The sequence below is a fragment of the Mesorhizobium qingshengii genome, from assembly GCF_027563465.1.
GTDB lineage: Bacteria > Pseudomonadota > Alphaproteobacteria > Rhizobiales > Rhizobiaceae > Mesorhizobium > Mesorhizobium qingshengii_A.
On record NZ_JAPFQA010000023.1, the window covers coordinates 1 to 13,452 of the forward strand.

The 13,452-nt window shown below is 63.8% G+C and carries 14 protein-coding genes; 11 read left to right on the forward strand and 3 right to left on the reverse strand.

The window, feature by feature from the left end; all coding sequences use genetic code 11:
• From OOJ09_RS28890 to OOJ09_RS28910, 5 genes are all read left to right on the forward strand, one after another.
• The coding region (locus tag OOJ09_RS28890) for a 2-oxo acid dehydrogenase subunit E2 (protein WP_269908518.1) at window positions 1-172 on the forward strand (172 nt) is incomplete at its 5' end.
• 236 nt (window positions 173-408) lie between these two features.
• Window positions 409-1,395, forward strand: coding sequence for an ABC transporter substrate-binding protein (locus tag OOJ09_RS28895; protein ID WP_269908473.1), 987 nt, complete (start codon window positions 409-411; stop codon window positions 1,393-1,395).
• An 89-nt stretch (window positions 1,396-1,484) separates the two neighbouring features.
• The gene (locus OOJ09_RS28900) at window positions 1,485-3,188 is read left to right on the forward strand and encodes an ABC transporter permease (protein WP_269908474.1); all 1,704 of its coding nucleotides are present in this window, start codon (window positions 1,485-1,487) and stop codon (window positions 3,186-3,188) included.
• Window positions 3,176-4,255: an ABC transporter ATP-binding protein gene (locus tag OOJ09_RS28905; RefSeq protein WP_269908475.1), complete on the forward strand. Its 1,080-nt coding sequence runs from the start codon at window positions 3,176-3,178 to the stop codon at window positions 4,253-4,255. The genes OOJ09_RS28900 and OOJ09_RS28905 overlap by 13 nt, the downstream gene beginning before the upstream one ends.
• 150 nt (window positions 4,256-4,405) lie before the next feature.
• Window positions 4,406-5,575, forward strand: a complete 1,170-nt coding sequence (locus OOJ09_RS28910; protein ID WP_269908519.1) for a DUF930 domain-containing protein — start codon at window positions 4,406-4,408, stop codon at window positions 5,573-5,575.
• Here OOJ09_RS28910 and OOJ09_RS28915 read toward each other — a convergent pair.
• Window positions 5,572-5,811: an HAD-IA family hydrolase gene (locus tag OOJ09_RS28915; protein WP_420107569.1), complete on the reverse strand. Its 240-nt coding sequence runs from the start codon at window positions 5,809-5,811 to the stop codon at window positions 5,572-5,574. The genes OOJ09_RS28910 and OOJ09_RS28915 overlap by 4 nt on opposite strands.
• A 172-nt stretch (window positions 5,812-5,983) precedes the next feature.
• Between OOJ09_RS28915 and OOJ09_RS28920 the strand changes: the two genes are divergently transcribed.
• Window positions 5,984-7,006: a DUF930 domain-containing protein gene (locus OOJ09_RS28920; RefSeq protein ID WP_269908476.1), complete on the forward strand. Its 1,023-nt coding sequence runs from the start codon at window positions 5,984-5,986 to the stop codon at window positions 7,004-7,006.
• A gap of 4 nt (window positions 7,007-7,010) precedes the next feature.
• Here the strand turns inward: OOJ09_RS28920 and OOJ09_RS28925 are convergent, their stop codons facing one another.
• The gene (locus OOJ09_RS28925; protein WP_269908477.1) at window positions 7,011-7,685 is read right to left on the reverse strand and encodes an HAD family hydrolase; all 675 of its coding nucleotides are present in this window, start codon (window positions 7,683-7,685) and stop codon (window positions 7,011-7,013) included.
• Between the two features lie 94 nt (window positions 7,686-7,779).
• Window positions 7,780-8,421, reverse strand: coding sequence for a hypothetical protein (locus tag OOJ09_RS28930; protein WP_091584731.1), 642 nt, complete (start codon window positions 8,419-8,421; stop codon window positions 7,780-7,782).
• 193 nt (window positions 8,422-8,614) lie between these two features.
• Here OOJ09_RS28930 and OOJ09_RS28935 point away from each other — a divergent pair, with 193 nt between their 5' ends.
• The 5 genes from OOJ09_RS28935 to ptsP all read left to right on the forward strand — a co-directional run bounded on the left by OOJ09_RS28935 (window position 8,615) and on the right by ptsP (window position 13,443).
• A complete protein-coding gene (locus OOJ09_RS28935; protein ID WP_091584733.1) occupies window positions 8,615-9,052 on the forward strand; it encodes a transcriptional regulator GutM in 438 nt (145 codons plus the stop codon).
• A gap of 166 nt (window positions 9,053-9,218) precedes the next feature.
• A complete protein-coding gene (gene srlA / locus OOJ09_RS28940) occupies window positions 9,219-9,980 on the forward strand; it encodes a PTS glucitol/sorbitol transporter subunit IIC (RefSeq protein WP_091584736.1) in 762 nt (253 codons plus the stop codon).
• Window positions 9,981-9,996: 16 nt separating this feature from the next.
• The gene (gene srlE / locus OOJ09_RS28945) at window positions 9,997-10,995 is read left to right on the forward strand and encodes a PTS glucitol/sorbitol transporter subunit IIB (protein WP_269908478.1); all 999 of its coding nucleotides are present in this window, start codon (window positions 9,997-9,999) and stop codon (window positions 10,993-10,995) included.
• Window positions 10,996-11,021: 26 nt separating this feature from the next.
• A complete protein-coding gene (locus tag OOJ09_RS28950; protein ID WP_269908479.1) occupies window positions 11,022-11,402 on the forward strand; it encodes a PTS glucitol/sorbitol transporter subunit IIA in 381 nt (126 codons plus the stop codon).
• A gap of 55 nt (window positions 11,403-11,457) precedes the next feature.
• The gene (ptsP, locus tag OOJ09_RS28955) at window positions 11,458-13,443 is read left to right on the forward strand and encodes a phosphoenolpyruvate--protein phosphotransferase (protein ID WP_269908480.1); all 1,986 of its coding nucleotides are present in this window, start codon (window positions 11,458-11,460) and stop codon (window positions 13,441-13,443) included.
• The last annotated feature ends 9 nt before the right edge of the window (window positions 13,444-13,452 follow it).

The following is a 13,452-nucleotide window of genomic DNA, read 5'->3' on the forward strand; positions in this document are numbered from 1 at the left end:
CGTTGGAGCCGGCGAGGAGCGGGCGGTGGTCAAGAACGGTGAGATCAAGGTCGCTACCGTGATGTCGGTGACGCTGTCGACCGACCATCGTGCCGTCGACGGTGCGCTCGGCGCCGAACTGCTGGTCGCCTTCAAGCGGCTGATCGAGAACCCGATGGGCATGCTGGTCTAACGCTTGCCGATGGCGGCCCGGGTGATCGGGGACCGCTAGCCCGCCCATGGTGGCAAAAGGCTCGTGGAACGCCAGTTCCGCGGGCCTTTGTTGTTGTGCCGTGAGGGCGTTTCGCATGAAGCCGCCGTCGCGCATACGCGCTGTCATCCACCAGTAATATGCGCCGTGCAGGGAGGAAGGGACGGGGAGCCGGCCAGGGGCCGGTCCGGTCGTGCACAGACAAGACAGGAGGTCTCATGAAGACGCTACTCATCAAGCTGCTGGCCAGCCAGATTGCGCTCGCGGCAACTTTGTTTGCCGGCTCGGCCGGCGCCGAAACACTGACGCTCTATACATCCCAGCCGGAAGCCGACGCGGCCAAGACCGTGGATGCCTTCAAGAAGGCGCAGCCCGGCATCGATGTGACCATCTATCGCTCCGGAACCAGCGACATCCTCACCAAGATGGCAGCCGAATTCGCCGCCGGCAGCCCGCAGCCCGACGTGCTCTTGATCGCCGACGCGGTCAGCATGGAGTTGCTGAAGAAGGACGACCGGCTGTTGCCTTATCCCGAAGCCAAGCTCGACGGCATCGAGGCGGATGCCTATGATGCCGACAAGACCTATTTCGGCAGCAAGCTGATCACCACCGGCATCGTCTACAACACAGCGGCGACGCAGAAGCCGGAGCATTGGGCCGATCTCGCCAAGCCGGCCTATGCCGATGGCCTGGTCATGCCGAGCCCGCTCTATTCGGGCGCGGCCGCCTACCTGCTCTCGGGCTTCGTCGGCGACGCCAACTATGGCTGGGATTTCTTCCAGAAGCTGAAGACCAACAACACCGTCAGCGTGCGCGGCAATGGCGCCGTGCTGAAGTCGGTGGCATCAGGCGAGAAGCCCTATGGCATCCTGGTCGACTTCATGGCGATGAACGCCAAGAAGAAGGGCTCACCGGTCGAATTCGTCTTCCCAAGCGAAGGCGTGCCGGCGGTGACCGAACCGGTCGCCATCATGAAGACCGCCAAGAATGTCGATGGCGCCAAGAAGTTCGTCGACTTCATTCTTTCGGACGAAGGCCAGAAGCTGGCGCTGTCCATGGGCTACCTGCCGGCGCGGGCCTCGGTCGGCCGCCCTGAATGGCTGCCGGAGGGCATGAAGGTCAAGGTGATGCCGTTCGATACCAAGGCAATTGTCGCCAAGGCCGAAGCCGACAAGGCGAAGTTCTCGGAACTGTTCGGCGGCTGAGCCGGCAATCGCGGCGGGATGCCGTCCAAACGGCCCCCCTGTCGCTTCGGGTGACGCCCCCGGTCACATCGATCTCAGGAAAAGCAGTCATGTCAACATCGACCAGGGAGAGTCGGGGCCAGGAGATGGCACTGACGGCGGCGGTAGCCGTCGTCATCGTGCTGCTTTCCCTGCTGCCGATGCTGCGGCTCATCAAGGAGATCGTAGCGCCTGGCGGCACGCTGTCGACCGTGGCGATAAAAGCCGGGCTCGCCAGCCCAGCGACCTGGATCGCGACCTGGCACACGCTGGTGGCCGGAATCGGCGGCACCATCCTTGCGGTGCTGTCGGGGACGCTGGTGGCCGTCCTCATCACACTGACCGACATCCGCGGCCACAGCGCCCTGGTGCTGTGCTACGTCATGCCGCTGATGATCGCGCCGCAGGTGACAGCGCTTGCCTGGCTGCAATTGTCCGGCCCGGCAAGCCCGTTCCTCAAGCTGTTCGGCGCGGCACCCCCACTCGGCACGAAGAACCCGCTCTATTCCACATCAGGCATCATCCTGCTGCTCGGCGTGCAGTATGGCCCGCTGGTCTTCCTGCTGGTGCGCGCCGGCCTGCGCAAGCTGCCGCGCGAACTGGTCGAGGCGGCGCGTGCCGCCGGCGCCGGCTGGTTCACCGTGCTGGTCACCATCGTGTTGCCTTTGATGACGCCGTCGATCATGGCGGCCGCCGCACTCGCCTTCGTGTCCTGCGTCGGCAATTTCGGCATTCCCGCTTTCCTCGGCATTCCCGCCAATTACCTCGTGCTGCCGACCTTGATCTATCAGCGGCTGGCCGGCGGCGGTCCGGCCGTGCTCGGTGAAACCGCGTTCCTGTCGGTGCTGATCGGCGCCATCGCCATGGCTGGCATTTTCGCCCAGGAGGTCATGAGCCGTCGCCGCGACTATCGCATCAGCTCGACATCGCTGCCCGCCGAGCCCTACGAGCTTGGCCGCTGGCGGCCCGCGGTCCAGGCCGGTATGTGGCTGCTGATCGTCCTGGTGCTGTTCCTGCCGCTGTTCGGCTTGGTGCTGACGTCGCTGGTGCCGGGCTACGGCATTGCGCTCAACGCCAGGACGGCAACACTCGACAATTATCGTTTCGTGCTGTTCGAGCATGGCGCGGCCAGCCGCGCCTTCTTCAACAGTTTCTGGCTGTCGATCGCGGCCGCCTTCTTCGCGGTCCTGGTCGCCGTGCCGATCGGCTATCTGATCGCCTGGGGCAAGCAGCGCTGGGTGAGGCTGCTCAACCTGTCGGTCGAATTGCCCTATGCCTTGCCCGGCGTGGTGCTGGCGATCGCCTCGCTGCTGTTGTTCCTGCGGCCGATCCCGCTGACCGGCATCCAGCTCTACAACACCGTCTGGATCATCCTCTACGCCTATCTCGCCCGCTTCCTGGTGCTGGCGCTGCGGCCGACCATCAGCGGCTATCACCAGATCGACCGGGCGCTTGAGGAGGCGGCGCAGGTGGCGGGCGCCGGCCTGTTCATGCGCATGCGCACCATCATCTTTCCGCTTGTCGCACCGGCGGCGATCGCCGGCGGCCTGCTGATCTTCATGACGGCGCTCAGCGAGCTGACCGTCTCCGCGCTGCTGTGGTCCTCGGGTTCCGAGACGATCGGCGTGGTGATGTTCTCCTTCGAGCAGGGCGGCGATTCCAACTACGCGGCGGCGATGTCCGTTATCACCGTGGCGGTCACCTTCGTGCTGATGCTGGTGACCAATCTGCTTGCCCCCTACCTTCCCATCGGGGTGCTGCCATGGCGCGATTGAGCCTGGATCATGTGACCAAGAGCTTCGCCAACTTCGACGCGGTGAAGGACGTGTCAATCGATGTCGCCGACGGCGAGTTCCTGGCGGTGCTGGGGCCCTCCGGTTGCGGCAAGACGACGTTGCTGCGGCTGGTCGCCGGGTTCGAAAAGGTGACATCAGGGGAGATCCGCATCGGCGGCGAGACCGTGTCGGGCAAGGGCGGCAGTGTCGCGCCGGAAAAACGGCGCGTCGGCATCGTCTTCCAGAACTATGCGCTGTGGCCGCACATGACGGTCGCCGAGAACATCGGCTATTCGCTGAAGGTGGCCAGACTGGACAAGGCCGTCGCCCGCCAGAAGGTTGCCGATGCGCTCGCCCTGGTCAATCTGCAGGGGCTGGGTGACCGCAGGCCGGCCAATCTGTCGGGCGGCCAGCGCCAGCGCGTAGCGCTGGCACGCTGCCTTGTCGCGGCGCCCTCGCTGGTGCTGTTCGACGAGCCGCTGGCCAATCTGGACGTGCATCTGAGGGCCTCGATGGAGGACGAGTTTGCCGCCTTCCACAAACGCACGGGCACGACCATCGTCTACATCACCCATGATCAGGCCGAAGCGATGGCGCTGGCCGACAGGATCGCGGTGATGGATGGCGGCCGCCTGGCGCAGCTGGCGACGCCGCGCGAGCTCTATCATGAGCCGGCAAATGAAATGGTGGCCTCTTTCATTTCGCAGGGCATTCTGCTCCCGGCCGATGTGCTCACAGCCGAGGAGGCCGGTCACTGCAAGGTCAGGGTTCTCGGGACCGAGCTGGTCGTCCGTTGCCGGCCAGGCGAGCGGCCACGCGCGGGCGCGAAGATTTGCTGCCGGTCGGCCGATCTCGACGTGTCGCCGGATGGCCCGGGCTTTGATGGTCTCGTCAAACGGGTGATCTATCAGGGTGGCGCCGCACGCATCGAATTCACCCCTGCGGCCGGTCCTGACCTCATCTTGCATTTCGAGCAGCCAGACCCGGTCAGGCTTGAGAGCGGAGCGCAAGCGCGCCTGCGCATAAAATCCGGCTGGCTGATCCCGGTGGCGGGAGCAGCATCGTGATGATGCTCGATCTGCTCGGCGGCTTTGAGTCGCGCGCCGGGAACACGGCCCGCGCGTGATCATCCAGATCACCAACCTGTCAGCGGTCAAATTGCATCAACCCAGTGCCTATGCTTGAAGCCGCCGCTTTTTCATTCCACATCGGTGCGGATGAAGGGCGAGACAGGAGAACGGCGTCGGAATCTGTTGTGGGGCATCCCCGCATCGCTGATCCTGCATGCGCTTGTCGTGACGCTCCTGGTATATGGCGTGCCCCCACCTCCCCAACAGCCGCAGGAGGAGCAGCCGGTCAATGTCGCGATCGTGCCTCCGCCCGATCAGCCAAAGCCGAAACCTGTTCCCCCGCCGCCGCCAAAGCAGCCCAAAGCCGAAAAGCCGCCGGAACAGAAGGTTGAAAAACCGCCCGAGCAGCCACCTAAATCGGTGAACACTCCGGTTCTGAAGCCCGTTTTCCGGTATGGCGAAAAGGATACCGGGCCGGAAAAATCTCTCGACGGTGGCAGCGCTCAAGCCAATGCGCCGTCGCCGGCCAAGGATGAGGCTACGAAGACGCCAATCGAACCGAAGCCCGCGCCCACCCAGTCCGCTCCGGCTGCAACGCAACAGCAGAAGACAGAGCCCGGCAAAGCTGACGAGAAGCCGGTAACCGCCGCGCCGGACGAAAACCCCGCGCAAAGCGAGGAAAAGCCGGCGACCGAGGATGCCGACAAACAGCAGCCGGACAAACAGGAAGTGGCGCCGCAAACCAACGAGAAGCAGGCCGTCGTGGCGCCAAAGCCATTGGCTGCCGAGGCCGGCGACAAGCCAGCACCGCCACCCTCTGCCGAAAAGGCAAAGCCCAAACCTGCAAAGACGACGAATTTCAAATCGGCGCGAGCCTTCAAGGCCCCAAGCGGCAAAGCAGGGAGGTCAAGTTCCGCGAACGCTGCCGCTGCAGGATCGCCGATCTATTCCGGCCTTCCCGGTGTTCGAAAGCTCTACTCGCAGGGCGCTACCGGCGATGCACTGGCCGCAAGCTCCATGGAGAACGTGTCGCGCGGTCAGCGCGTGGCCAACCTTTGCGGCAACGTTCTGAGCCAGGAGTTGCAGAGTGCCGACTATGCGATCAAATGGGTGCCAAATAACCCGCTGGACGCAGGCAATGTCCTCAATCCTCCGCAGGCCGCCTTCAGCACCAGGACCCAATGGTATGACCTGAACTTCCGGTGCGAGGTCGACGACGATGCGACGAGGGTCCTGTCCTTCACCTTTCGTGTTGGGCCATTGATCCCGCCCGGCGAATGGGCGGGACGTAAATTAACTCGGTGGCCACTGAACTAGGCCGGCACACCGAGTCCGGCCAGTTGCCGGCCAACTTCATGCCAGTCGGCGCAGACGAAATCGGCACCCGCCGCCGTCAGCCTTGCGGCGTGCTCGGCATAGGTGTGGCTGCCGCTGGTGTAGCCGATCGCCGTCATGCCGGCGGCAACCGTGCCCTGGATCCCGAAGGGCGAATCCTCGATGACGATGCAGTCGGCCGGGTTGGTGCCCATCGTGGCGGCAGCGAACTGGCTGATCCCAGGTCTTGATGGGCAGGATCGTGGGCAGTTGCTCGTTGAGTCGCCCCAGCGCCTTGGTCGGGCTGCCCCTGGGTATAATGATCCAGATCACCAAGCTGTCAGCGGCTAGATTGCGCAAATCCAACGCCTATGCTTGAAGCCGCCGCTATTTCATTCCACATCGGTCAGGATGAAGGGCGAGACGGGAGAACGGCGTCGGTATCTGTTGTGGGGCATCCCCGCATCGCTGATCCTGCACGTGCTCGTCGCGGCGCTCCTGATATATGGCCTGCCAGTTCCTCCCCAACAGCCGCAGGAGGAGCAGCCGGTCAATGTCGCGCTCGTGCCGCCCGATCAGCCGAAACCTGCTCCCGTGCCGGCTCCTAAGCCATCGGAGCCGAAACCATCCGAGCAGAAAGTTGAAAAGCCGCTTCCGCCGCAAAAGCAGCCTCAGAAGCCACCGCCAGTCGAGGTCCTGAAGCCTGTTTTTCAGTTTGGCGACAAGGATACCGGCCCGAGGAAATCCCTGGATGGGGCCAGCGCCCAGGACAGCTCGCCGTCGCCGGCCAAGGATGACGCTTCGAAGCCGCCGGTCGTACCGAAGCAGGCAGAGGACAAGTCCGCCGCGCCGGCGGAGGCGCACGACGCCGACAAGCAGACAGCCGCGTCAGCAACGCCATTGGCTGCCGCAGGCAGCGACGGCGAGATCGAGCTTCCCATGTCTGCCGAAACGCCGCGGCCCAAACCCGCAAATGCGCCGAAGGCCAACCCCTTTGCGGTCTCGAAGTCCGGAAGCGGGAGCACCAGCAGGCCAAGTTCCCCGGACGCCGCCATTGCCAAATCGCGGGCTTATTCGGGTCTTCCGGGCATTCGCAAGCTCTACTCGCAGGGTGCTACCGGCGATGCGCTGGCCACGACCTCGATGGGCGGGGTGCCTCGCGGTCGGCGTGCCGCCACGCTTTGCGCCAGCGCGCTGCAGCAGCAATTGCTGGATGCCTCCTATTTTCCCGAATTGATCCCAAGTGTTCCGCTGAAGGTGGGCAATATTCTGGACGCCCCGGATGTCGCCTTTCGCACGACAAACACATGGTACCATCTCAGCTTCCGGTGCGAGGTCGACACCGATGCAACGAGGGTCTTGTCCTTCACCTTCCGTGTCGGGGATCCTATCCCGCGCGACGACTGGGTCCGCCTCGGACTACCTGTTCGCTAATAGCCTAGGCCGGCACGCCGAGCCCGGCCAATTGCCGGCTAACTTCCTGCCAGTCCGCGCAGACGAAATCGGCGCCGGCCGCCGTCAGCCGAGCAGCATGCTCGGCATAGGTGTGGCCGCCGCCGGTGTAGCCGATCGCCGTCATGCCGGCGGCAACCGCGCCCTGGATGCCGAAGGGCGAATCCTCGATGACGATGCAGTCGGCGGGATTTGCGCCCATCTTGTCGGCGGCGAACAGGAAGATGTCGGGCGCGGGCTTGCCGTTCTTGACCATGGAGGAGCTGTAGATCGCGTCGCCGAAGAAGCGCGCCAGTCCGGTCACGGCAAGGCTGTGGTTTATCCGCTCGACGGAGGATGACGAGGCAACGCAGCGGTCGCCGCCAAGCGTCTCCAGAAACGCGGTGATCCCGGGCGTCGGCTTCAGTTCCTCTGTGAACAGGATCTTGGTCTCGGCCCAGATATCGCCGCCCGCCGCCGGCGGAAACTGATGGCCGGTCAATTCCCTGATCCTGACGATGATGTCGGACTGCTTCATGCCGATGCACTGGGCGATGATGCCGCCGTGAACGCCGGGCATGCCATACTTTTCATAGACACGCTCATAGGCCCTGGCGGCCAGGGGCTCGCTGTCGACGAGAACGCCGTCGCAATCGAAAATGATAGGCCTTGATCGCGCCACGCGCATCTCCCCGGAGTCAATTCCGCACATCGCTATCGACAACGAGTCAAATGTTCAATAGCGCGGTGTTTCGGTGGAGCGAAACCGGCGAGACTCAAAGCTGGCGCAGCGCATCGCTCGCACGCGAGGATCCGAGCGCCCTTTGCATGGCTTGCCGGGACTGCGCGCGGTCCGGCGTGATCCAGTTCGGCTCCGCGCCAAGGAAGCGGTCGAGGAAAGCCACCGCGTAGGCCGGCATCTCGGTCACATTCTCGCGATAGGACCACCAGGTGCGCAGGTCGTCGGCGCATTTGTCGATGCTCGGCGCGCTGCCGAACTCCTGCTCATAAATCGCCGAAATCACCGAGACGCAGTAGTTGGTGTAGAGGAATCCTTCCGGCCAGAAACGCACGATTTCCAGCGTGCCGGCATTCGAATCCGTTTCAATCAGCTGGGTAAGGCCGGAGACCTCCCTGGCCGGCGCCTGTCTTATCAGTTCGCGCAGCACCAGGCCGGCGGCAAAGACGATGAAGTCGGCGCGGTCGATCGCGGCGAAGCGTTTCTGCGCCTCCATGATCTCGACCCAGTCGAGAAAGGCCCTGGTCAGCTTCGCTTCATCGATTTCAAAGCGCACGCCGAACGTGTCGGACACCACCTTGGCGCTGCCGCGAAAGGTGGCGCGGAACCAGCGCAGCTGCCGCAACCGGTGGCGAAGGTCGGGCATAAGGGCCAGTTCGTCCCTGAAGGGCAGATCCATGTTCCTCGTTTCCTGTTTCCGGCAAGACTAGCACAACAGCGTCGCCGCCGAAATCGATCAGCGCCCCTGTGGATGACGACAGCAAACGCCAATATCATACATATTGACATTCTCGGAAACAAATGTTCTCACTTTGCTGTTGTCGCGCGCCGGGCCAAGGTGCGGTGCGACGGAGGCTTCGGGAGGAGACCGAATGGCGATTTGGCAGTGGGGACTGCTTCTGCTGGTTATTGTCTGGGCGCTGCAATCGCTCGGCGTCTGGCTGCAGATGCGGCACTATTCGGATGTCTTCCGCGGCGTAACCGATCAATACAAGGACGGCTTCGTCGGCGCCGGCAATTTTCGCGGTCGATTTGCCAAGGGAACCATCGCGCTGGTGGTGGTGACGCCTGACCTGATCGTGCGCCGCCTGATGGTGATGAGCGGCCGGTCCGTCTTCACCAAGTTCAAACGACATCAAGAATTCGAGGGCGTTCCCCTCGATCGACTCCGGTCCAATCCTGCAATCATGGGAGAGGGGGAACCCGGTGTGGCCGAGGCCGTGAAGCGGGCGATCGAACAGATCGACAAAGCACGGTCGGAGCCGGGGAAGAGGCCGGGCCTGTCCGGCTTGAACGTAGCAAGGGCCTAGAGTCGGATGATTTCAGGTCGAATCGACCTGAAATCTGAATCCGCCTCTAAATCAAAGGGTTAGAGCATGATGTCGCCCGAAAACCGCTTCACACTTTTCGGCATCATGCTCTAGAGGACGCCGTGCGCCGACTGGGATAACCGGCGGGGCGGCATAAGGAGGAGAAATGTCTGTATTTTCGTTGTTGGCGCAGCATGCCGACATGGCCGTGCACAATCTGCATGTCGCAGGTACCATGGTCTCGGATGCCGCATTGCATGGCAAGCTCGCCGTCGAGCATGCCTCTGACCATCTCGTTGTCCTGGCGCAAGCGGACAGCGGACCGATCACCGTCGATCAGTTCAAGGAAAAGCTGAAAGAGGTCCAGCAGGAAGAGCAGCTCGGCTGGCTGACCGCCATCGGCAAGTACTTCATTGGCATTTTCCAGAAGGGCGGCGAGGTTTTCGCCGGCTTTGTCACCGGCATCATTCCGACGCTGGTGGTGCTGATGACGGCCTTCTATGCCGTCACCGAACTGGTCGGCGAGGAGCGTGTCCACGGTCTGGCGCGCGGCGCCGGAAGGATCGCGCTGACGCGCTATACACTGCTGCCGCTGCTGGCGGTGTTCTTCCTCACCAACCCGATGGCCTATACGTTCGGATCGTTCCTGGAAGAAAAGCACAAGCCGGCCTTCTATGACGCGGCCGTCTCCTATGTCCACCCGCCGCTCGGCCTGTTCCCGCACATCAATCCCGGCGAGTATTTCGTCTGGGGCGGCATTCTCGTCGCTCTGCTGGAGCTGGAAAAGAAGGGCGCCGTCGTCGCCGGCTACCACGTCAAGGTGGCGATCTGGTACGCCATCGTCGGTCTCGTCGTCATCCTGCTCAAGGGCATGCTGACCGAGCGCATCACCGCCATCATGGCACGCCGCCAGGGCGTCGAGCTGTAAGGGCGGGGAGGACATCATGGCCAAGACATACAAAGCCGTACGAATCTCCCGGGGCAAAACCGGCTGGGGCGGCCCGCTCGTCATCGAGCCGACCGAACAGCGCAACAAGGTTGTTTCCGTCACCGGTGGCGGCATTCATCCGGTGGCTGCCCTGATCGCCGAAATGACCGGCGCCGAGGCCGTCGACGGCTTCAAGGCGCCGCCGATCGAAAGCGAGATGGCGGTTGTCGTCGTCGATTGCGGCGGCACCGCACGATGCGGCGTCTATCCGCGCAAGCGTATCCCGACCGTCAATCTGACGCCGGTCGGTCAGTCTGGGCCGCTTGCCCAGTTCATCACCGAGGACATCTACGTTTCGGGCGTGAAGCCGGCCAACATCGCAATGGCGGACGGATCCGAAGCGGTCACGACTGCAGGGGGAGCAGCATCGATGAGTTCGATCAACAACAATGCGACGCCAACGGCGCTGCCCAGCGAGGGCGGGCTTATCGGCTTCATCAGCACGATCGGCCGTATCATGGGTCGTGTCGTCGGCATCTTCTTCAATGCCGGCCGCCGCACCATCGACCAGGTTGTCCGCAACGTGCTGCCGTTCATGGCCTTCGTGACCATGCTCATCGGTCTGATCCTGTACACCGGCATTGGCGATGTGCTGGCACAGCCGATGGGTCCGCTGGCCAACAACATCGTCGGCCTGCTGATCATCTCGGCCATTTGCGGCCTGCCGTTCCTGTCGCCCATTCTCGGGCCAGGCGCGGTCATCGCGCAGGTCATCGGCGTGGCCATCATCGGCCCGCAGATCGCCAATGGCACGATTTCGCCGGCGATGGCGCTGCCGGCGCTGTTTGCCTACAATACCCAGGTGGGCTGCGACTTCGTTCCTGTCGGCCTGGCGCTCGGTGAGGCCAAGCCGAAAACGATCGAGATCGGCGTTCCGGCGGTGCTCATCAGCCGCCAGATCATGGGCCCGATCTCCGTGCTGATCGCCTGGGTCGTCAGCCTGATCGTTTTCTAGGGAAAGCACGAAATGAGGTTCGCCATATGACGGTTCTGTTGAGAACACGGGTCACTGCCATCGGGCCCGAAGTGGCGGACCTTGCCGAAGGGGGCGTGGTCATCCTGTTCGCGGATGGCTCGCCGCCGGAGCTTGCCGAGGTTTCCGTGCTCCACAAGACGGAGCACGGACCCAGCAACGGCGCGCCCGCCAAGGGCGCGTCGATCACCCTTGGACCGGTTTCCGCAACCATCACGGCGGTCGGCTCCAGCGCCTGGAGCAAGGTGCTCGAGATGGGCCATGTCGTCATCTCGTTCAACGGCGCCGCCGAAGCCGAGAGGCCGGGCGAGATCTGTGCATCGCAAGTCGACAGCCAAGCGCTCGTGGCCGCCCTGAAGACGGGCGCGATCATCACCATCGCCGCCTGACAGCATTCGCGCCGCAGCCTATGTTGGGAGCGGCGCCCAGAACCAGAGTATTGCCATGGAACGCTCGACCATCGTCAGAGTGCATGAAGGTTTGCACGCCCGTCCCGCCACGCGGTTCGTCAAGCTCGCCAAGGGTTTCGAATCCGATGTCGAACTGGTCAAGGACGGCAAGGCGGTCAGCGCCAAAAGCTCCGTCAAGCTGATGCTGCTGGCGGTCAAGGAAAACCAGGAGGTCACGGTGCGGGCGAACGGCGCCGACGCCATCGAGGCCATCGAGGCGCTGATCGGCTATCTCGAGAATCCGAAGGCGGGCCTCGACGATGAAGCTGAGTCGCAGAGCCCTGCGAATGATGCAGGGCAGAAAACGGCACCCGCACCAGTGCCCGAAACCGCGCCGGCGGCACCTGCTGGAGCAAGCGGCTTGCGCGGCGTGGCGGCAAGCGAAGGGTTCGCCATCGGGCCGGCCTTCGCGCATTTCCCGCCTGATATCGCCGGACAAGGCCGCATGTTGCAAGCTGAAGAAATCGCGGGCGAGGTCCACAGGTTCCGCGCCGCCGTCGCCGCCGTCCAGGCGCGCATGGACCGGGCGCTGGCGCAGGACACACTGTCGGCGGGAGACCGCGGCATCATCGCGGCACTCAGGGATATTGCCGCCGACGACAGCCTGACCGGTGAGACCGAGGGGCTGATCAAGGGTGGCAACGACGCGGTCTCGGCCGTCATCACCGCCGCCTCCACCATCGCCGCCGATTTCAGCGTCGTCGATGATCACTATCTCAATGCGCGGGCGGACGACGTCCATGCGGTCGGACGGCAGATCTGCCTCGTGCTGCTCGGGCAAGACGACGTCAGCCTCGAAAACATCCCCGAAGGGGCCATCCTGATCGCCGACGACATCGGCGCCTGGGATCTGGCGCGTGCGCCGCTGAAACGCATCGGCGGCGTGGTGTGCGGCCATGGCGGCGCCACCTCGCACATCGCCATCATCGCCCGCTCGCACGGCATTCCGGCGGTGCTCGGCCTCGGCGATCAGGTCAATGCCTTGCGCACGGCGCGCGAAGTGGCCATCGACGGCAATGCCGGTCATGTGATCATCGATCCCGATGCGGCGACCCGAACCGATTTCGCCAACCGCGTTGAAGCGGCCGCAAAGGAGCGCGCCGGGCTGACCGTCTTCAAGACGGTGACGCCGAAGCTCGCCGATGGCACGATCATCGAGGTCGCCGCCAACATCGGCTCGCTGGAGGAAATCGAGGCGGCACAGGAAGCCGGCGCCATGGGCGTCGGCCTGTTCCGCACCGAGCTTCTGTTCATGCGCCATATGCACCTTCCCTCGGAGGACATGCAGGCGGAAACCTACGCGGCGCTGGCCAAGGCATTCGCCCCATACCCGGTCATCGTGCGCACGCTCGACATCGGTGGTGACAAGCCGATTGCCGGCATCGAGTTTCCCGATGAGGAAAACCCCTTCCTCGGCTGGCGCGGCATTCGCATGTGCCTCGACCGGCCCGACATCTTCAAGCAGCAGTTGCGGGCACTGCTGAGGGCGGCCGTCCATGGCAACATCAAGGTGATGCTGCCGATGGTGTCCGACATATCGGAGGTGAGGCGGACGCGCGGCCTGGTCGAGGAATGCGCGGCGGAACTGAAAGCCGAGGGCGTGCCGCATGCGACATTCGATCTCGGCGTGATGATCGAAACCCCGGCCGCCGTGCTGATCGCCCCGGCGCTGGCCAAGGAGGTGGCGTTCTTCTCGATCGGCACCAATGACCTGACCCAGTACATCATGGCCGCCGACCGGCTCAACCCGACCGTGGCCAAGCTCAACGACGTCACCAACCCGGCCGTCATGATGGCGATCGAACTGACCGCGAAAGCCGGTGTTGCAGCCGGCATCATGGTGGGTATGTGCGGCGAGGCGGCCGGCCGTCCTGACCTTGTCCCGATGTTCGTCAAGATGGGGCTGACCGAACTCAGCATGAGCCCGGCCTCGATCCAGCGCGCCAAGAAGACGATCATGGCTATGGCGGGCGAGGACTGAATCCCCGCC